This window comes from Gluconobacter sp. Dm-74 (genome assembly GCF_018256135.1).
In the GTDB taxonomy this organism is placed as follows: Bacteria; Pseudomonadota; Alphaproteobacteria; order Acetobacterales; family Acetobacteraceae; genus Gluconobacter; species Gluconobacter cadivus.
In genome coordinates this window covers 167,103-185,667 of sequence record NZ_JAERLX010000004.1, presented here as the reverse complement: position 1 = coordinate 185,667, position 18,565 = coordinate 167,103, and the positions used below count along the sequence as shown (strand labels likewise).

17 protein-coding genes are annotated in these 18,565 nt (G+C 60.9%); 9 read left to right on the top strand and 8 right to left on the bottom strand.

Annotated features, from left to right (window positions below; translation table 11 throughout):
* The first annotated feature begins 137 nt into the window (after window positions 1-137).
* From JK208_RS08565 to rsmA, 8 genes are read left to right on the top strand one after another with little or no spacing between them, the layout of a single operon-like run.
* Window positions 138-935, top strand: a complete 798-nt coding sequence (locus JK208_RS08565; RefSeq protein ID WP_211575516.1) for a 3'(2'),5'-bisphosphate nucleotidase CysQ — start codon at window positions 138-140, stop codon at window positions 933-935.
* Entirely contained in the window at window positions 932-1,957 is a 1,026-nt protein-coding gene (locus tag JK208_RS08560) for an L-threonylcarbamoyladenylate synthase (protein ID WP_194262346.1), read from the top strand. Before JK208_RS08565 ends, JK208_RS08560 begins: the two co-directional genes overlap by 4 nt.
* 2 nt (window positions 1,958-1,959) lie before the next feature.
* A complete protein-coding gene (locus tag JK208_RS08555; RefSeq protein WP_211575513.1) occupies window positions 1,960-2,457 on the top strand; it encodes a hypothetical protein in 498 nt (165 codons plus the stop codon).
* A 57-nt stretch (window positions 2,458-2,514) separates the two neighbouring features.
* A complete protein-coding gene (lptF, locus tag JK208_RS08550) occupies window positions 2,515-3,684 on the top strand; it encodes an LPS export ABC transporter permease LptF (RefSeq protein ID WP_211575510.1) in 1,170 nt (389 codons plus the stop codon).
* A complete protein-coding gene (gene lptG, locus JK208_RS08545; protein WP_211575500.1) occupies window positions 3,681-4,871 on the top strand; it encodes an LPS export ABC transporter permease LptG in 1,191 nt (396 codons plus the stop codon). Before lptF ends, lptG begins: the two co-directional genes overlap by 4 nt.
* Window positions 4,871-7,195 carry an LPS-assembly protein LptD gene (locus tag JK208_RS08540; RefSeq protein ID WP_408872104.1) on the top strand — a complete coding sequence of 775 codons (2,325 nt, stop codon included), beginning with the start codon at window positions 4,871-4,873 and terminating at the stop codon, window positions 7,193-7,195. Before lptG ends, JK208_RS08540 begins: the two co-directional genes overlap by 1 nt.
* A gap of 2 nt (window positions 7,196-7,197) precedes the next feature.
* On the top strand, window positions 7,198-8,556 hold the full coding sequence (locus JK208_RS08535; RefSeq protein ID WP_194262342.1) for a peptidylprolyl isomerase: 1,359 nt from the start codon (window positions 7,198-7,200) through the stop codon (window positions 8,554-8,556).
* 1 nt (window position 8,557) lies between these two features.
* On the top strand, window positions 8,558-9,376 hold the full coding sequence (gene rsmA / locus JK208_RS08530) for a 16S rRNA (adenine(1518)-N(6)/adenine(1519)-N(6))-dimethyltransferase RsmA (protein WP_211575493.1): 819 nt from the start codon (window positions 8,558-8,560) through the stop codon (window positions 9,374-9,376).
* A gap of 9 nt (window positions 9,377-9,385) precedes the next feature.
* Here the strand turns inward: rsmA and JK208_RS08525 are convergent, their stop codons facing one another.
* From JK208_RS08525 to dnaG, 7 genes are all read right to left on the bottom strand, one after another.
* Entirely contained in the window at window positions 9,386-10,603 is a 1,218-nt protein-coding gene (locus tag JK208_RS08525) for a cyclopropane-fatty-acyl-phospholipid synthase family protein (protein WP_211575491.1), read from the bottom strand.
* 140 nt (window positions 10,604-10,743) lie between these two features.
* On the bottom strand, window positions 10,744-11,334 hold the full coding sequence (rplI, locus tag JK208_RS08520) for a 50S ribosomal protein L9 (protein WP_099286870.1): 591 nt from the start codon (window positions 11,332-11,334) through the stop codon (window positions 10,744-10,746).
* 10 nt (window positions 11,335-11,344) lie between these two features.
* A complete protein-coding gene (rpsR, locus tag JK208_RS08515; protein WP_194262339.1) occupies window positions 11,345-11,635 on the bottom strand; it encodes a 30S ribosomal protein S18 in 291 nt (96 codons plus the stop codon).
* A gap of 5 nt (window positions 11,636-11,640) precedes the next feature.
* A complete protein-coding gene (gene rpsF, locus JK208_RS08510) occupies window positions 11,641-12,123 on the bottom strand; it encodes a 30S ribosomal protein S6 (RefSeq protein ID WP_194262338.1) in 483 nt (160 codons plus the stop codon).
* Window positions 12,124-12,282: 159 nt separating this feature from the next.
* A complete protein-coding gene (locus JK208_RS08505) occupies window positions 12,283-12,858 on the bottom strand; it encodes a GNAT family N-acetyltransferase (protein ID WP_211575490.1) in 576 nt (191 codons plus the stop codon).
* A 21-nt stretch (window positions 12,859-12,879) separates the two neighbouring features.
* On the bottom strand, window positions 12,880-14,838 hold the full coding sequence (gene rpoD, locus JK208_RS08500) for an RNA polymerase sigma factor RpoD (RefSeq protein ID WP_194262336.1): 1,959 nt from the start codon (window positions 14,836-14,838) through the stop codon (window positions 12,880-12,882).
* Window positions 14,839-15,004: 166 nt separating this feature from the next.
* Window positions 15,005-16,852, bottom strand: coding sequence for a DNA primase (gene dnaG, locus JK208_RS08495; RefSeq protein WP_211575484.1), 1,848 nt, complete (start codon window positions 16,850-16,852; stop codon window positions 15,005-15,007).
* Window positions 16,853-17,057: 205 nt separating this feature from the next.
* Between dnaG and JK208_RS08490 the strand changes: the two genes are divergently transcribed.
* Complete coding sequence (locus tag JK208_RS08490; protein WP_211575481.1) at window positions 17,058-17,429, top strand: hypothetical protein; 372 nt, start codon at window positions 17,058-17,060, stop codon at window positions 17,427-17,429.
* Between the two features lie 57 nt (window positions 17,430-17,486).
* On the opposite strand, the gene JK208_RS08485 is transcribed toward JK208_RS08490, so the two are convergent.
* On the bottom strand, window positions 17,487-18,437 hold the full coding sequence (locus JK208_RS08485; protein WP_211575478.1) for a cation diffusion facilitator family transporter: 951 nt from the start codon (window positions 18,435-18,437) through the stop codon (window positions 17,487-17,489).
* Window positions 18,438-18,565 lie beyond the last annotated feature (128 nt).

Sequence of the window (18,565 nt, the reverse complement as noted above, 5' to 3'; positions counted from 1 at the left end):
CGCATCGCCCTCAGCGCCGCGACAAAAATCCCGTTCGCAACATGGAACGGCCCTCAGGAGCCCGTGCCGACCTGTCCGCAGTGACACCATCCGCATCAACACATGACGCAAAAGCCATCTTGGAGTAGTCTGGCAGAATGACTTCCGCTTCCCCCTTTATCGTCCCCGCAAACGATGACCGCGCCCTGCTGGATCTGGCATTCAGGCTCGCTTCCGAAGCCTCAGACATCATCAACGCCATCCGCGAACGCGGCTTTCGCACGGATATCAAGGACGATGCTTCCCCCGTCACGGAAGCGGACCACGCCTCCGAACATCATATCCTGTCGGGCCTGCGCGCGGCCTGCCCGTCCATTCCCGCAATCGGTGAGGAAGAAATGTCTGCCGGGATCCGGGTCACCGCAGGAGACGCCTACTGGCTGGTCGATCCGCTGGACGGCACGCGGGGCTTTGCGTCGGGTGGCAGGGATTTTACGGTCAATATCGGCCTCGTCCGCCATGATCGTCCGGTTCTGGGCGTTGTGGCGCTTCCCGGTTACGGACTGATCTATAGCGGTGGTCAGGGCTTGGGGGCGTATCGCTGGGACGGCACCCACAACACCCCGATCCAGACCGCTACCCCGTCTGTCGAAGGCCTGCGCGTGCTGGCCTCCAGCCATCATGGCGACCCGGAACTGCTGGACCGCTGGCTGGCAGGACGAAAAGTCGCGTCCATCGACAAACTCTCTTCGTCCGTCAAGTTCATGCGCGTCGCAGAAGGATCAGCGGATTTCTACCCCCGCTTTGGCCCCACCATGGAATGGGACACCGCCGCCCCGCAGGCCATTCTCGAAGCGGCAGGCGGCGCTTTGCTGGACGCGGACGGACAGCCCCTGCGTTATGGAAAGCCGGGCCGACTGAATTCGTCCTTTTACTGCACGGGAGGTGCATCTTGAGCGACACGCCGTATACCGAACGCCTGACAGCCACGCCCGAGGGCATCCGCCGCGCGGCGGAGCTTCTGAAAGCCGGAAAGCTGGTCGCCTTCGGTACCGAGACCGTCTACGGCCTTGGGGCCATCGCCTCGTCCGACACCGCCGTCGCCCGGATTTTCGCCGCCAAAGGGCGCCCGCGTTTCAACCCGCTCATCAGCCATCTCCCCGATGCCGAAAGCGCCTTCGCACAGGCCTCCCTCAGCGGCAGGATGAAAGAAATCGCCCATACGCTGGCCGAGCGGTTCTGGCCCGGCCCGCTGACAATGGTGCTCCCCCGCTCTCCGGACTCGACCGTCTCGGACCTCGCCGCCGCCGGGCTCTCCACCCTCGCCCTGCGCGTCCCCCGCGGACGAACGGCACTGGCCCTCCTGCGCGAAGTCGGTGCGCCGGTTGCCGCACCGTCCGCCAATGTCTCGGGCACCGTCAGTCCCTCCGATGCGTTCCACGTCCTGCGCTCGCTGGACGGCCGGATCGACGCGGTTCTGGATTCCGGCCCCTGTTCGATCGGCGTGGAAAGCACGGTTCTGGACCTGACCCGGAACGTGCCAGTCCTTCTGCGTCCGGGCGGGGTCACGCTCGAAGAGCTGAACGATCTCTGCGGCCCGATCCGCCATCCGGACGATTTCGCTGAAATCGCACCCGCCTCCCCCGGCAGACTGGCCTCGCATTACGCCCCCAGCCTGCCCGTCAGGCTGGACGTGACCTCGATTGCGCCCGACGAAGCCCAGCTTGCTTTCGGCCGACCATTCCCCGGCGCGGGCCTGACATGGAACCTGAGCGAAAGCGGCAATCTTGAAGAAGCAGCGGCCCGCCTCTTCGCCGGACTGCGCTTTCTGGATGCCGAAGGCACACGGCGCGGCCTGAAAACCATTGCGGCCCAGACAATCCCCCGTCACGGGCTGGGCCTCGCGATCCGTGATCGCCTGCGCCGCGCGGCCGAACCCCGCACTGATACCCACGCAGATACCATGGCACCGTCCTGAACATGGCCCGTGCGCCTGATTCCAAAGACATCGACCCGCGGGAAATCAAGATCCTGTCCGACATTCTGGCGCTCGTGCTGGACGAACAGCCCGGCCATGCCGCCACGGCGCTGGAACGCATCCGACAGATGGCCCGCCGCGATGGCGTCACCGGCGGCGCGCTGAAAAACCTGTTCATCACGCGCATCGGCACTGTCCCCCAGCGAGACACTGCAACGCGGGAAAGAGGCCTGCGCGAGCGCGTTCAGGATCTGGAACACCGCCTTAGCCAGAGCGAGACCGATACCCGCACCGCCCAGTTGCGGCTCGGGCGGTGCCAGATGGACATGGGCCTGCTTCAGGTGGAAGTGGCCACATTCCGGATGCAGAAACCCTGGCGCTATATTGCCATTACCTTCGCAGCGGGTGCAGGTCTTCTGGTCGGTATCGCCGGGACCCAATTCTACCACAGCCTGACAACGACAAGGACAGTCATCGACCGGGCGACCTATCTGCGATAAAAACTGTTTCGTTTTTTCGCCTTCCTCCCGCCACGCGCTAGGGATAGATGAAGGACCATGGCCTCATCCTCCGGTACTTCCGGGCGGCAGATCTTGCCTCTGCTCGACCGCTACATCCTCCGTCAGCTCCTCATCGCCCTGCTGGCGCTGACCGGAGGTGCAACAGCCCTGATCTGGCTGACCCAGTCGCTGCATTTCGTCTCGATGGTGGTTCAGCACGGCCTGTCCCTGCGCGTGTTCATCCAGCTTACCTCGCTGATGCTCCCGACTTTCATTGCCGTCATTCTTCCCATCACGACATTCCTCGTCGTGCTGTTCACCTATCAGCGCATGGTCGGAGACCGGGAACTTACCGTCATGCGCGCCGCCGGGCGTTCTCCGCTGGAACTGGCCAGACCGGGGCTGCTCTGCGCGTTTTTCTCCGTGGCGCTATGTTATGTTCTGACCCTGTGGCTCGCGCCCGTGTCCTATCATGCGTTTCACCGCTACGAATTCCAGATCCGCAACCGCATGGCAGCCTTCCTACTTCAGGACGGCGTCTTCACCAGCCTTTCGGGTGACATGACAGTCTATGTCCGCGGACGGACCAGTGACGGCCAGCTTCATGGCGTTCTGGTGGAAGACGACCGCAACCCCGATTCCCACACCACGATCCTCGCCGAGCGCGGCACCATGGTCGTGGTGAACGACCAGCCCCGCGTCGTTCTCTATGATGGCTCGCGCGAGGAAATCGACCGCCATACCGGGCGGCTGAACGTCCTGACCTTCGGGCGCAACACCATTGACCTGACCTCAGGGCGCCGGAACAGCCACGAAGACCGCGACCCGGACGAGATGTCGCTCCACGAACTGTTCCATCCCGACCCTCATGAAGTGTCCGAACGCGATCGCGGCAAGAACATCGTGGTGGGCTGGCGACGGCTCACCTCTCCCCTGACCGCTCTGTCCTTTGCCATGATCGGGCTGGTAACAGTGCTGCGCGGTGCCTTCTCCCGTCATGGCAACATCACCCGCCCCCTGACGGCAATCCTCACCGTCGTCGGGCTGCTGGCCCTCTCGCTCATGCTCCAGAACCTCGCCGGACGGCATCTTGCGCTGGTCCCGCTCATCTGGCTCGAAGCCCTCCTGCCCGCAGTCGTTTGCGCCGTCCTGCTGTTCCTCGAACAATGGACCGGAAGCGTGAAGCAACCCGTTCCCATGACACCCTCGCCGGAGGCCTCAAGATGAGAAGTATCGCCTCCCCGAGACTGGGCTCATGGCTGACCTCACTGTTTCAGGCCTTCAGTACCCGAGACGACCACGCCGGTTTCTCGACAACGCTTGCCATCTATATTGCCCGTCAGTTCATGCTCAGCACCCTGTCCATGGTGCTGGCTCTGACCGGCCTGGTCTCACTGTTCGATTTCATCGACCTGCTACGACGCGCAGCCACGCGGCCAAATGTTCCGGCCAGCCTCGTCGTCAAGATCGCAGCGCTGCATGTGCCGTACTACATCATCTACGTCCTGCCCTTCGGCATCCTTCTGGGCGGGATCGTCTGTTTTTCGCGCCTGACCCGCTCGTCCGAACTCATCGTCGCCCGCGCCGCAGGCATTTCCGCCTGGCAATTCCTCGCCAGCCCGCTGGCCTGCGCGATTCTGACAGGCCTGCTGACCACAACCGGTATTTCCGCCCTGTCGTCGAGCATGTTCCGCAGCGCCGAAATGCTGGATCAGACCTATCTCCGCACCGGCGGAGGCCCCCTGACGCTCAACGGAGGCGCTTTGTGGCTCAGACAGTCTGATGACGGACTGGTCCCCCACGGCGTTGCGATCCTGCACGCGCAGGATGTTCATCTCGTCAACGGCGCACTGAACGTTTCCGGCGTTTCAATCTTCCGCCTCGATGACCGGGACCGTCTGATCCTGCGTGTCGAATCCCCCAATGGCAGTCTAGGCGATCATCAGTGGCTCCTGCACGACACCTCTGTGCTGCACCCCGATCACCTACCCCAGAAAATCGGCGACATGACCCTGCCATCCGACCTGACAGTCGGTCGTGTGCAGGAAAGTTTTGCCTCCCCCGACACGCTGTCAGTCTTCGCACTTCCGGGGTTCATCAGCCTTCTGGAACGCTCGGGATTCCCCTCGATCCGGCACAGACTTCATTTCCAGTCGCTGCTGGCCCTTCCCATTCTGGCCGGGACCATGGCATTGGTATCCGCAGGCTTCTCGATGCGTCCGACACGACGCGGCGGCGTAGCCCGGATGCTGGGATCGGGAATTGCCGCAGGCTTTGCGCTGTTCACCATCTCGAAAGTGGCCGAACAGTTTGGTGAATCCGGTGCTTTGCCACCGGTTCTTGCGGCATGGGCGCCGACGGGTGCGGGGCTCTGCCTCGCCGTGGCGCTTTTACTGCACATGGAGGATGGTTGATGACGGTGCCCCTGTGGCTCCCAGCACGCGCCCGCAGACGCGCTTCGTTCGTCGGTGCCACACTGATGGCTGGAACCGCGCTCGTGGCGCCGCAGAAAATGTCTGCAAACACGATGCAGCGCGACAACTCCCATGTCATCGTCATCGGAAAGCCCACGTCCCAGACCGATCCCCTGACCTATCTCGCCGATAGCGAAAGCTATGCGAAGAACGGCCTGATCACATGGGACGGCAATGTCCGCGTCTGGCAGGGCGATCACGCCCTGCGCGCGGACCGCGTGACCTATGACCGCAGCACCGGCATCCTGTCGGCAATGGGCCATGTTGCGGTCGTGGAACCCGACGGCAGCACGACCTATGCCGATTATGTCGAGTTCAGCCACGGCATGCACGATGGCATCGGCAGCGGCATCTATATCCGCATGGAAGACAACGCCAAGCTGGCCGGCAACGGCATGCGCCGTACGAACGGGATGCTCAACGACCTGACGCATGCCGTCTACACGGCCTGCAAGATCTGCGAGAAGAACCCAGACCTACCGCCGTTCTGGCAGTTTCAGGCTTTCGACGCGACGCAGGACGTACAGCACAAGCGGCTCGAATTCGATCATGCCTGGCTTAAAATGCTCGGTCTGCCAGTCTTCTATTTCCCGTTCTTCTCCATGACCGATCCGTCCGTGAAACGTCAAAGCGGCTTCCTGATGCCGGGCATCAGCCCGCATGACCGCTATCTCGGCACCTATTTCACACTCCCCTATTTCTGGGCGATCGACGAACAGCAGGATCTGACGGTCCGTGGCCTCGTCTCCACCAAGACCGGCCCGGAACTGACCGCACAGTACCGCAACCGCCTCAACTTCGGTTCCATCGACGTCACCGGTGGTGTCGCCTACGACACCCATGACGAGAACCGCTACACAAACACCTTCGGCAACAATGTCGGTTCCTCAAACGAATACGGCATTCAGGGTTATGTGTTCGGTCGGGGCAATTTCGCCCTTAACCGCAACTGGCAGCTCGGCGCAAACATCAACGTCGCCAGTTCCGCCAATTACATGCGCGACTACCGCGTTCCCGGCTACGGTCAGGAAATGCTGAACTCCAACCTGTTCCTCGAAGGTTACGGCGTCGGCTCCTACCTGCGGTTTGACGGACAGGCCTATCAGGGCCTGAACCAGGGCGTCATCCGCAACTCCGATCTGCCCTGGGCTCTCCCGCGACTGACCTATGCGTTTCAGGGACAGCCGGACATGTTCGGCGGTCGCCTCAGTGTGCAGACGACCGACTTCAATCTGTACCGAAAGAACGGCATCAACGATCAGCGTGGTCAGGCCGCCATCCAGTGGGATCGTCCGTTCCACAACAAACTTGGCCAGCAGTTCCTGCTGACGGCGCGGATCGATTCGATGGTCTATCACGCCACGCAGGCCTACCAGCAGCCGACCTATTACATGAACGCAGGCGGCAACCATCTCGTGGGACAGGTCCAGCCGACCATCGCCCTGCGGATGAACTGGCCGTTCCTGCGCAGCTTTGCCAAAGGCCATGGCTCGCAGATCCTGGAACCCATTGCCCAGATCATCGCCGCCCCCAACACCGGCAACTCGCAGAACCGTCACCTGCCCAACGAAGACAGCCTGTCCTATGAATTCACGGACACAACGCTGTTTTCCCTTAACCGCTATCTCGGGACCGACCGCCTTGATGGTGGCCTGCGCGCCAATGTGGGCATCCATCAGAACTGGTCATGGAACGGCCATGCGATCGACATGCTCGTCGGCGAAAGCTTCCAGCAGCATATCGACCACAACCGCCTGCCCTATTCCGGCCTCGACCATCACCTGTCTGACCCGGTGGCCCGCCTGCGTGTCAGCCCGAACCAGTATGTCGATGTGACGGCCCGCGGTCGCTATAATCCCTGGACCCACCAGTTCGATTACGGCGAAGGCCTGATCAGCACTGGTGTTCCAATGTTCCGTCTGACAGGCGGCTACGTCTATGCTCCCGTCACGCCATATTATTATTACGCAACAGATTTCCGCCAAAACGGCCCCAACGCCCCTTATCTGGTCAAAACCAGCGAAGTGACAGGCGGTTTCTCCACCCACTGGCGCAATTACCATGCGTCAGGTTTCTTCCGTCGCAGCCTGTCCCGGAAACAGTTCGTCGCCAATGGCGGCACAATCGGCTATTCCAATGACTGTTTCGGGCTGGATATCATGTATATCAAACAATACACCCGTATCGGCGGCGAACAGCGTAACGAGACCATCCTCTTCAACTTCACGTTCAAGACGATCGGCACCTTCGGAATCAACGGTTGAGCATGTCCAAGACCCATTGCACCGCATCCACGGCCCTGGCTGTCCTTCTGGCTTTCTCGGCCACTCTCCCGGCCATGGCCGCTCCACACCACAAGGCGGCCACGAAACCTGCCGCCACCAAAGAGGCCGCAGCCCCGGTCAAGCCCCCTGAAGACCAGATCCTGGCCGTCATCAACGGGCAAGTTCTCACGCAGCGTGACGTGGACAACCGCGCAAAGCTCTTCGTGCTTTCGACCGGCCTGCCCATCAGCCCGGAAATCATGGGGCGCATGCGTGGTCAGATCATCCATCAGCTGATCGACGAACGCCTGAAAACGCAGGAAATCCTCAAGCGCCACATCAACGTGGAGCCGGATCAGATCGCAGGTGCCATCGCCAATATCGAGCAGCGCAACGGGATGCCCAAGAACGCCCTGCGCAACCGCCTGGCTTCGGACGGCGTCTCGCTCACGACCCTGATCGACCAGATCCGCGTCCAGATCGGCTGGATGCAGGTCCTGCGCGAAAAGCTGGGCGAAGAAGGCCGCATCACAGCAACCCAGATCAGCCAGCGCGAACAGGCGCTTCAGGCGGAACAGGGGCGCCCTCAGTATTTCATGAGCGAAATCTTCGTCCCCGTCGCCGACCCGCGCCATGACGAAGCCGAACTCGCCTTCACCAAAACCATCATCTCCCAGCTCCGCGAGGGCGCACCGTTCCCGATCGTGGCCGCCCAATTCTCTCAGGCCCAGTCTGCTCTCGACGGTGGCTCCATGGGCTGGGTGCAGGAAGACAACCTCGATCCGCAGGTCGTCAACATCGTCCGCCAGATGCCGATCGGCGCCATCTCTAACCCCATTCAGGTCGCAGGCGGCTTCGTGATCGCCACCGTTCAGGCCAAGCGCGTGGTCGGCAAACAGATGGGTACCCAGCTTGATCTGAGACAGGCCTTTTTCCCGTTCGATGCGCCCCTGAACCCGCAGAACCCGACCGAACAGCAACGTGCAGCTCTGCAAAAAGCCACGACCGCCGTTCAGACGATCCATAGCTGCGATGCCATGGAAGCGCTCAACAAGTCTCTGGGTGAAAAGCGCCCCGGCAATCCCGGTTCTCAGATTCTGGAACGCCTCATGCCGCAGATGAAGTCGGTCCTCGAATCGCTGCCGCCGAACAAGGTCAGCCGTCCGCTGGTCTCGATGGACGGTATCGCCCTGCTCATGGTCTGCAACCGGCAGCAGAAAAATCTGGCACAACAGAGCCCGAGCGAAATCGCCGACCAGCTCATGAACGAGCATGTCGAGCAGGCTTCACGCCAGCTTCAGCGTGATCTTCAGCGCCGCGCCATCATCGAGATGCGTCCTGCCGCCAAGGCCACCAACTGACGTGTCCCTTCCCTCACTGCGCGATACCATCCAGATCCATGGTCTGGATGCCAAGAAATCCCTCGGCCAGCACTTCCTTCTTGATCCGGGCATCTGCGCCCGGATCGCCGCCCTTGGCGGCGACCTGACCGGGCGCAGTGTCGTTGAAATCGGTCCCGGTCCCGGCGGCCTGACCCGTGCTTTGCTGGACACGCCCGCCGCCCGCGTCGATGTCGTGGAAATCGACGAACGTGCCTGGCCCCTTCTGGACGAACTGGCGACCTACTATCCGGACCGCCTGCATGTCGTCCGCGAGGACGCCCTGAAGCTGGACGCCGCCACCCTCGCTCCAGCACCACGCCAAATTATCGCCAATCTACCCTATAACGTCGCCACCCCTCTCCTTGTGGGATGGCTGCGACAGGCGTCGCAGTGGGAACGGCTGTCCCTGATGTTCCAGCTCGAAGTCGCCGAGCGGATCTGCGCGGAACCGGGCAGTTCCGCGTACGGGCGTCTCGCAGTTCTGGCCCAGTGGTGCGCCACATGCTCGGTCGCCTTGCGCATTCCGCCCGGAGCCTTCTCACCGCCGCCCAAGGTCCATTCCGCAGTGGCCGTCATCATCCCACACGCCGAGCAACCCTCCCCACGTTTGTTCCGCGCCATGGAGCAGGTTACGGCGGCCGCCTTCGGACAACGCCGCAAGATGCTGCGCTCCTCGCTGAAATCCATCGGGGGCGAACGCCTTCTGGAAAAAGCCGAAATCGAGCCCACCCGCCGCGCCGAAACCCTCTCGGTCGCTGAATTCGCACGGCTGGCGGAACTCAATCTCGCCAGCCGCTAAAACTCCTTACTAGCCTGCGCTTTCCCGTTCACGCTCTAACATGTAATCGCGCGTGAACGGCACCGCATCAATCGACCGGGTCAGCTGAAGCTGAAAGTTCATGTGCCCCTGCACCCGGAACGACAGCTCAGCCCCGACCAGATAGAACTCGAACATCCGGACAAAGCGCTCGTCATAAAGCGCCCGGATCTTCTCACGGTTGGCATCGAAGCGCTTGCGCCATTCCGCCAGCGTACGCGCATAATGCAGACGCAGCACCTCACAATCCGTCATCCACAGACCTGACCGTTCAATCGCTGCCAGTGTCTCGCTCAGAGCAGGCGAGTACCCGCCCGGAAAAATATATTTCTGAATCCAGGGATTGGTCGTTCCCGGCCCGTCCATCCGTCCAATCGAATGGATCAGCGCCACGCCATCCGGCTTCAGACAGGCCTTCACTTTCTGGAAAAAAGCCTCGAACTGCGGCGGCCCCACATGCTCGAACATGCCCACCGAAACAATCCGATCAAACTGCTGGTGCAGGTTGCGGTAATCAATCAGTTCAAACCGGACCTGCCCGTCGAGCCCTTCATCCTTCGCCCGCTGCCGCGCCACAGCAAGCTGCTCGCGTGACAGCGTGATCCCCAGAACCCGTGCGCCGTAATCCTTCGCCAGCGTCAGGGCCATTCCGCCCCAGCCACAGCCGATATCCAGCACCTCCAACCCCGGACGATCCAGATTGAGCTTGGCCGCGATATGGCGCTTCTTGGCACTCTGCGCCTCCTCCAGCGTCATGTCCTCACGCTCGAAATACGCGCAGGAATACTGCCGGTCCTTATCAAGAAACAGATCGTACAACGCGCCGTTCAGATCATAGTGATGCGCCACATTGCTTCGGGACGTCTTGAGAGAATTCAGTGTCTTCCAGGCCCGTGTGACGTACCGCAGACGATCCTCGATTTCTTCGAAGACATGGCCATGGTTGTTGATGTTCTCCATCAGCACCGTCAACAGCGTTTCAAGCGTACATCCATCGGGCACGATACTGCCCGCCATGTATTCTTCACCAAAGGCGAGACCGGAATTGACGATCAGAGCCCGCTCGGCCTGCTTGGTCCGAAGATGCAGACCCGCCTCAAGTCCCGGCTTTGATCCGCGATAGGTCCGGACAACACCATCGCTGAATGTGACCCGCAGGCGTCCCGTCTGAATGAATTTCCGCAAGACAAAATCCAGAATTCGCTTCATTCCGATCTCCTGATTCCAATACCGGGAAAAAGCCTCAGCGGGCCTCTAGTTGTATCCTGCCAGTCAAATGGACATAAAAAAACCCGGCTCGGGAATATTCCCGGCCGGGTTCTTTAAAACCAAGATCAGCGGTAAAAGCCTTACGCTTCTTCCGAGGCCTCGGCAGCTTCGGCAGCAGCCTCTTCGGCGGCGTTCTCAGCCTGCAAGTCACCAAGGATGTTTTCATCCTCTTCCTGCACGCCGATCTCTTCGCCACGAGCCTGACGCTCGGCTTCTTCAGCGGAACGGGCAACGTTGACCGTCAGCGGAATGGACACTTCCGGATGCAGCACAACGCGTGCTTCCGTCAGACCAAGCTGCTTGATCGGGTGTGCCAGAACAACCTGCTGACGCGAAATCGTCAGGCCGGCATCCGTAGCGGCAACCGCGATGTCGCGGGTGCTGACGGAACCATACAGGCTGCCACTGTCGCCAGCCTGACGGATGACAACAACGGACAGCTCATGCATGCGCTCGGCAAGGCGCTCGGCCTCTTCACGCTTCTTGAGGTTCTGAGCCTCAAGCTGAGCGCGCTCGGTCTCGAAACGCTTCTTGTTGGCAACCGTGGCGCGCATGGCCTTGGCCTGGGGCAGCAGGAAGTTACGGGCATAACCCGGCTTCACGTGCACCAGGTCACCCATCTGGCCGAGATGCTCGACCCGCTGCAGCAGGATCAGTGCGGTCTGGGACATGATGCTCTCCTCAGTTCACAACGTAGGGGAGCAGGGCGAGGAAGCGGGCGCGCTTGATCGCCTGTGCCAGCTCACGCTGCTTCTTGGCCGAAACGGCCGTGATGCGGCTCGGCACGATCTTGCCGCGCTCGGAAAGGAAGCGGCTCAGCAGACGCACGTCCTTGTAGTCGATCTTCGGGGCATTGGCACCGGAGAACGGGCAGGACTTGCGACGACGGTAGAACGGACGACGTGCGCCAACTGCCGTGCGACGGGCAGCGGGATTCACTTCGTTTGAATCGGGAGTGATGGTGTCAGACATGATTCTTACTCCGCTCCAGCCGTCTCGCGAGCATCGTCATGCTCACCGCGTGCACGATATTCTTCACGGTCTTCGCTGCTGCGACGGGGACCGCCACGGCCGCTCTCGAAACGACCAGCCGGCTTGGAGCCGCCACGGAAGTTACCGCGATCGCCACGGTCGTCGCTCTTGCGAGCCAGAACCGGAGAGGGGTTCTCGTCGATCTCGTCGACGCGCAGCGTGAGGACGCGCAGCACGTCTTCGTTCAGGCCGAGCTGACGCTCAACTTCGCGCAGCGTGTCGGGGGTGCAGTCAAGGCCCAGCAGGACGTAATGGCCCTTGCGGTTCTTCTTGATGCGGTATGCGAGGGAACGCAGGCCCCAGAACTCGCGCTTCTGGATGGAACCACCGTTGTCCGTGAGCAGGGTTTCGATGGTCTCGACCAGGGTTTCCACCTGAGCCTGCGACACATCATTACGTGCAATGAGCACGCTTTCATACAATGGCATGAAGACTCCCTTCGGATTGGGTCAACCCGCAACTGGCTCCGACCCATGCCGGAAACAGGGCCCATGTTTCAGGGCGCGGGTATAGCCGGCGCGATGCCACATCGCCCGGCAGGGAAAGGCGGCATTAATCACGCACAGCCCCCAAAAGCAAGTCTTAACTCAGAGTCGCCTCAGTCTTTGCGGCACATATTCGTCCGGAACGTCCCATGTTTCAGACACGACATGCCGGACCGCAAATCCCGCCCGACGATAATTCGGAAGCGCATTGGGATGGTCCAGCGTGCAGGTATTGACCCGCAGCCGCCAGCTCCCTGCCCCGAACGCCCGCGCAATGGCATGGTCCAGAAGTGCCCGACCCAGCCCACGCCCCATCGCTTGTGGCAGAAGGCCGAAATAGGCCAGATTGGCATCCCCACCCTGTCGCAGATCCAGCTCATAGAAACCAGCCGGTTCGCCGCTGCTGTCACGCAGAACCATGAAATGAACAGCAGGATCGTGGAGGATTTCTCCCAGCTCCGCATCCGGCATCGACCGGCGCATCCACCAGCAGTATTCCTGCCCGACTGTCGAATACAAGAAACGATAAAGCGGAAGAGCTTCGTCCCCCGTCATGCGCGACAGAGAAAACTCTTCAGGCAGAACCGGAGAGGGTCGGGAAGAACACGTCTCCAGAAAAGTGACATCCACCGCAAGACGGGTGGATGCCCCTTTCGGCCTGAGCCAGTCCGGCAACATTGCCGCGCGCTCTCAGACGGCTCAGTTGTCGTCGAGGAAGGAGCGCAGCTTGCGCGAACGGCTCGGATGCTTGAGCTTGCGCAGCGCCTTTGCCTCGATCTGACGGATACGCTCACGCGTGACGTTGAACTGCTGGCCCACTTCCTCAAGGGTGTGGTCCGTGTTCATGCCAATACCGAAGCGCATCCGCAACACGCGCTCTTCACGCGGCGTCAGAGACGCCAGAACGCGGGTCGTGGCTTCACGCAGATTCGTCTGGATCGCGGCATCCAACGGAATAACGGCCGTCTTGTCCTCGATGAAATCACCGAGATGGCTGTCTTCCTCATCGCCAATCGGCGTCTCGAGCGAGATCGGCTCCTTGGCGATCTTCAGGACCTTGCGGACCTTCTCAAGCGGCATGCCCAGCTTCTCAGCCAGCTCTTCCGGAGCTGGCTCGCGCCCGATTTCATGCAGCATCTGACGCGATGTGCGGACCAACTTGTTGATCGTCTCGATCATATGGACCGGAATACGGATCGTCTTTGCCTGATCCGCGATGGAACGCGTGATCGCCTGACGGATCCACCAGGTCGCATAGGTCGAGAACTTGTAGCCGCGACGGTACTCGAACTTGTCCACAGCCTTCATCAGGCCGATATTGCCTTCCTGAATCAGATCCAGGAACTGCAAGCCGCGGTTCGTGTATTTCTTGGCGATCGAGATCACCAGACGCAGGTTCGCCTCGATCATTTCCTTCTTGGCACGCGTGGAATCACGCTCGCCTCGGGAAACGGTCGCATAAACGCGGCGGAATTCACCAACCGGCAGACCCGTTTCATGCGACAGGGCCGCAATCTCGCCACGCAGGTTGCGCAGCTGGTCCATGTGCTTGGTCGTCAGGTTTTTCCAGCCCTTGCCAGGCAGCGCGGAAATGCTGTCCAGCCAGGTCGGGTCCAGTTCGCGGCTGCGATATTTGATGAGAAAGTCATCACGCGAAATCTTGCAGCTCTCAGCCAGACGCATCATCCGGCCTTCAACGCCGTTCAGCTTCTGAACCTGCATTTTGATCTGCGCGACCAGCTCCTCGATCCGGTTGTTGTGCAGATGCACCTGCTCAACCAGACTGACCAGTTCATGACGCAACTTCTCGTAGGTCTGCTCGGACTTGTCCGAGTGATCCTCGCCGCCCGTCAAGGCCTCAATACGTTTGATCTGGATCTTGCGCAGCTTGTGATACAGCGGCTCGATGGCTTCGAAACGGGCCAGAATTTCCGGCTTCAGCTTCTCTTCCAGCGCGGACAGGGACAGGCCACTGCCTTCCTGCTGCTCGCCGTCGCCCTCTTCGTTCTCGTCCTCGGCCTTGTCGTCCTCTTCGGACGCCTCATCGCCTTCTTCGCCCTCAACGGCGTCCGGATCGGGACCACCGCCCTGACTGGCCTCCAGATCGACGATGTCGCGCAGAAGCATCTCGCCGTCCTTGAGGCGTTCATGCCAGGAAATGATGGCGCGAATCGTCAACGGACTCTCGCACAGGCCGCCAATCATCTCATCGCGGCCCGCCTCGATCCGCTTGGCGATCGCGATTTCGCCTTCGCGAGACAACAGTTCGACCGAACCCATCTCACGCAGATACATCCGGACCGGATCATCCGTGCGGCTGGCGGCCTCGGCATCAACGTTGCCGCCCTGGGGGCCTTCAGCCTCCTCGGTCTCGGCTTCGCTTTCCTTCTCGGCAGCCCCTTCGCCTTCGTCCTGATCCTCGTTTTCAAGAACCTGAATGCCCATTTCCGACAGGGCCGCCATGACGTCTTCGATCTGCTCGGAAGACATCTGGTCCTGCGGCAGGACCGCATTCAGTTCATCAAAAGTGATATGCCCGCGTTCACGCCCTTTGGCGATCAGCCGCTTGACGGCAGCGGACTGCGTATCAAGGAGAGTGGCATCCCCCTCCTGTTCCTGCGCGTTCCGATCCGTTCCAGAGGCTGTTTTCGTCGCCATTCGTCTCTCCGTCAACTCCGCCGCGAGTTAGCAATCCGGCAGCGTGCAGGTGGTCGATCCTTCGCCCGAAGTCAAGATTGCAGCCCCAAAGAATGCAACCTTTCGGGAATAAAAATCGTTTCGTATCCGTTTCTTCGTTGTTGAGCCCGACATCACATCAGGGCGCTCACTCTCCGACTCTTTCTCCGCTTTTGAGAGCATCACGCACCCGCAGCCGGGTCATGAGCGCACTGGGAAAGCGCAACCCACTCTGACCAGTCTCATCCACAAAAGACTCCATGTCACCATTCACAACAGCTTTGGTCACGTCTTCTTCAAGAGTGCGCTCGAAAGTCTGGAAATTGACCAAGGCATAAAAATGCCACCAGCTTTCAATGACATCCACCTTCAGGATCTCATCCCGGACCTTCCCGTCCCCCACACCGCGCGGCAGCGGTCCACTTTTCAGCGCCCCCGCCAGATCCGCCAGCCCATGCTCTTCAAGCCACGCCATGCAGCTTTCTTCCGTCAGGGCATCGCACCCCTCTTCCTGACAGGACCAGTCCAGAAGCGCGGAGCGCAAACGATCCAGATCCGACGGGAGAGAAAGCCCCGCATAGGCCTGTTCCACTTCCGGAAGGATATCGGGATGCAGCAGCAGCATCGTCGTCATGATGTTGAGCCGCTCCACATTGCCCGACTCCACATCACGCATCGCGCCGGGGGCTTGCGTAGACAGCTTCAGACTCTCTCCGGCCTTGCGCTGGAAAGTTTTCTTGCGCCTGAAACGCTCGAAGAACATATCCAACAGGGTGCTGCGATATTCCGACGCCAGAGAGCGGTCCGGGATCAGCTTCGATAACGTCACCAGCTTCTCCCGCAGCGCCGCCCGCTGGTCCGGCCCCGGATCGACCAGCCCCGTCGTCAGAAGCCCGAACAGTTCCTCCGCCATGGACGTCGCGCCTGCCAGCGCCTCCTGCATGGCCCGCGGTCCACGACTGCGGATCAGACTGTCCGGATCGTCCTTCGCATCCAGCCGACAGAAGCGGATCGTCCGCTCCGGCGAAAGAAGGGGCAGCGAGACCTCACACACCCGCAGCGCCGCCCGCGCGCCCGCCGCATCGCCATCCAGACATAGGATTGGCGAGGGTGACATGCGCCACAGCAGTTCAAGCTGCTCCTCGCCCATCGCCGTGCCCAGCGGCGCGACCGCCCCGCCAAACCCGGCCTGATCGAGGGCAATCACGTCCATATACCCCTCGACCACCACGAGATCCGCCCCGCGATGCACGCCTTCCCGCGCCAGATCGAGATTGAAAAGCGTCCGTCGCTTGGAGAACAGCGCCGTCTCTGGACCATTGAGATATTTGGGCTGCCCGTCTCCCAGCGTCCGAGCACCAAAGGACATCATCCGCCCGCGCCGGTCCCGGATCGGAAACGTCACACGGTTGAAGAACAGTTCCCCCTTCGGCGCACCCTGCTCGTCCACCCGCATGACACCCGCACGGATCAGCATCTCAACGTTCACACCATGTGGTCGCAGTTCGTCCAGCAACTGCCGCCCGTCTCCAGACCACCCCAGACCAAACCGCTCAATCGTCTGATCTGTCAGGCCCCGCCCACGCAGATAGGCCAGCCCCTCGCGCCCATCCGGACGATACAAACGCCGCCGATAGCTCTCCTGCACGAGATTCAGAACATCGCCCAGCGATTGTGCTTCCCGCGCACGCGCCTCGGTTCGCGGATCCGCTTTCGGAACTTCAAGCCCGGCTTCGGAAGCAAGCTGTTCGACGGCTTCAGGGAAGCTGCGCCCCTCGCTCTGCATCACATAAGAAATCGCATCTCCATGCACACCGCAGCCAAAGCAATGGAAATGATCGTCATAAATATAGAAGGATGGCGTTTTTTCGCCGTGAAACGGACAGCAGGTTTTCCAGTTCCGCCCGGACCTCACCAGCTTGTTGCGCCGCCCGATCAGCGACGGAAGCGGCGTCCGGTTCCGTAATTCATCCAGAAAGGCCGGATCAATTGCCATGGGCAGAAAGAGCCTTTCATGAGCGTTGGAGAAAAGTTTCCCGAGCGCATACAGCGCCAGCGTTCCTGTTTAAAGGAAACTTTCCATCGAAATCCATATCCGTCACATCGCACCGCCCGTTGTTCAGGATACAAGGTTAAGGCATGATTAAAGCCATCTCTCTGCTGCCGGGTCTTCCGACAGCTTTGAAAAATAGGAAGCGTTCATGAAAAAATACCTGATGCTTGCAGCCGCAACCGGCCTGCTGGCGACGTCGCTTACGACAGCACAGGCAGAACCAGGCGGATGCCTCAAATACGGTGCCGCCGGTGCCGTCGGCGGCCACGTCGCCAACCATCACGGGGTTCTGGGTGCCATGGGCGGCTGCGTGACCGGCATGTATGTGCGTCACCGCTACCGCAAGGAAGCCCGCGCCAAGGCGGCCCTGTACGATCAGGAACATCCGGGCGCCAAAGGCTCTTACGAAGAAAAGGCAACGGCTTATGACGTGGAACACTCCACAAAGCCCGGCCAGATGACTGGCACCGCCCCTGCAACCAACGCGCCTGCCGCAACGGCTCCAGCACAGCCCCAGTAAGCACACCACACCGGGCTTTCTTCAACGGAAGCCCGGTTCCATTGAAGAAAGCCCGTTTCAGATCGGAACCGGCACCCCATCCTTATGATCCTGTGCCTCGACATACATCCGCATGACCGACGGATACCGCGCCCGTGTCATCCGCTCCAGCGCTGACACGCCCTGCTCGACCTGACCTGCCGTCAGCGTATCCTCCCAGTCCAGCGACAGCAGCACGATAATGCTCCCCGGGCCCCGCGTTTCGGTTACAACCTCATTCACCCCGACCACGCCCGGCAGCTTCATCGCCTCTTTGCGCACATAGGCGTCAATTTCCGGATTGCTCTCCCCGACCAGCAGAGAGCGCGTCTCGTTCGTCAGCAGCACCGCCACGATCACCAGAACCACCCCGATCAGCAGCGACGCAACACCATCCAGAACATGCCATCCCGTCACAACGGACAAAACCGTAAAGACCAGCGCGATCATCAGACTGACCAGCGCCGCCCCGTCCTCGAACAGCACGACAAACAGCCCCGGATCGGTACTGCGCCGGATCATGGTCCACAAAGATCCCTTGCCCGCTGGCATGGACTTCATGGCCGCCAGAAAACCATAGCCCTCCATGCTGCCCGAAATCCCGAGAATGGCCACGTTCAGCCACCAACCGGGCAGGACGTGTCCCAGAATGTGAACAGGCTCCATCGCCGACGGATGCCAGACCTTCTCCCAGCCTTCATGCAGGGACGCGACACCACCGCCGACAAACAGCGCGCCCGCCACAACCAGCGTCCAGAAATAAAGCTCCCGGTGATGTCCCAGAGGATGCTCTTTGGTCGCCGGAGCCGCGGCCCGCTTCATCCCCACCAGCAGCAGGATCTGGTTGCCGCAGTCGACAAACGAATGAACCGTCTCCGCCAGCATGGCCGCCGAACCGGTCAGCAGCGCAGCGGCCCCCTTCACACAGGCAATCCCGAAATTGACCCCCAGGGCAATGAAAACGACCTTCGTTGAACCACCTGCGGACATTCTGGCCTCATTCGTAAAATCCGGACATCAGAGTGATGACCTCCACGCTCCGCTGTCAAACGTCCGTCCCAACAAAAAAGCCGCCCCCGAAGGAGCGGCTTTCTGCATCATGGGTTTCTGAACGGTCG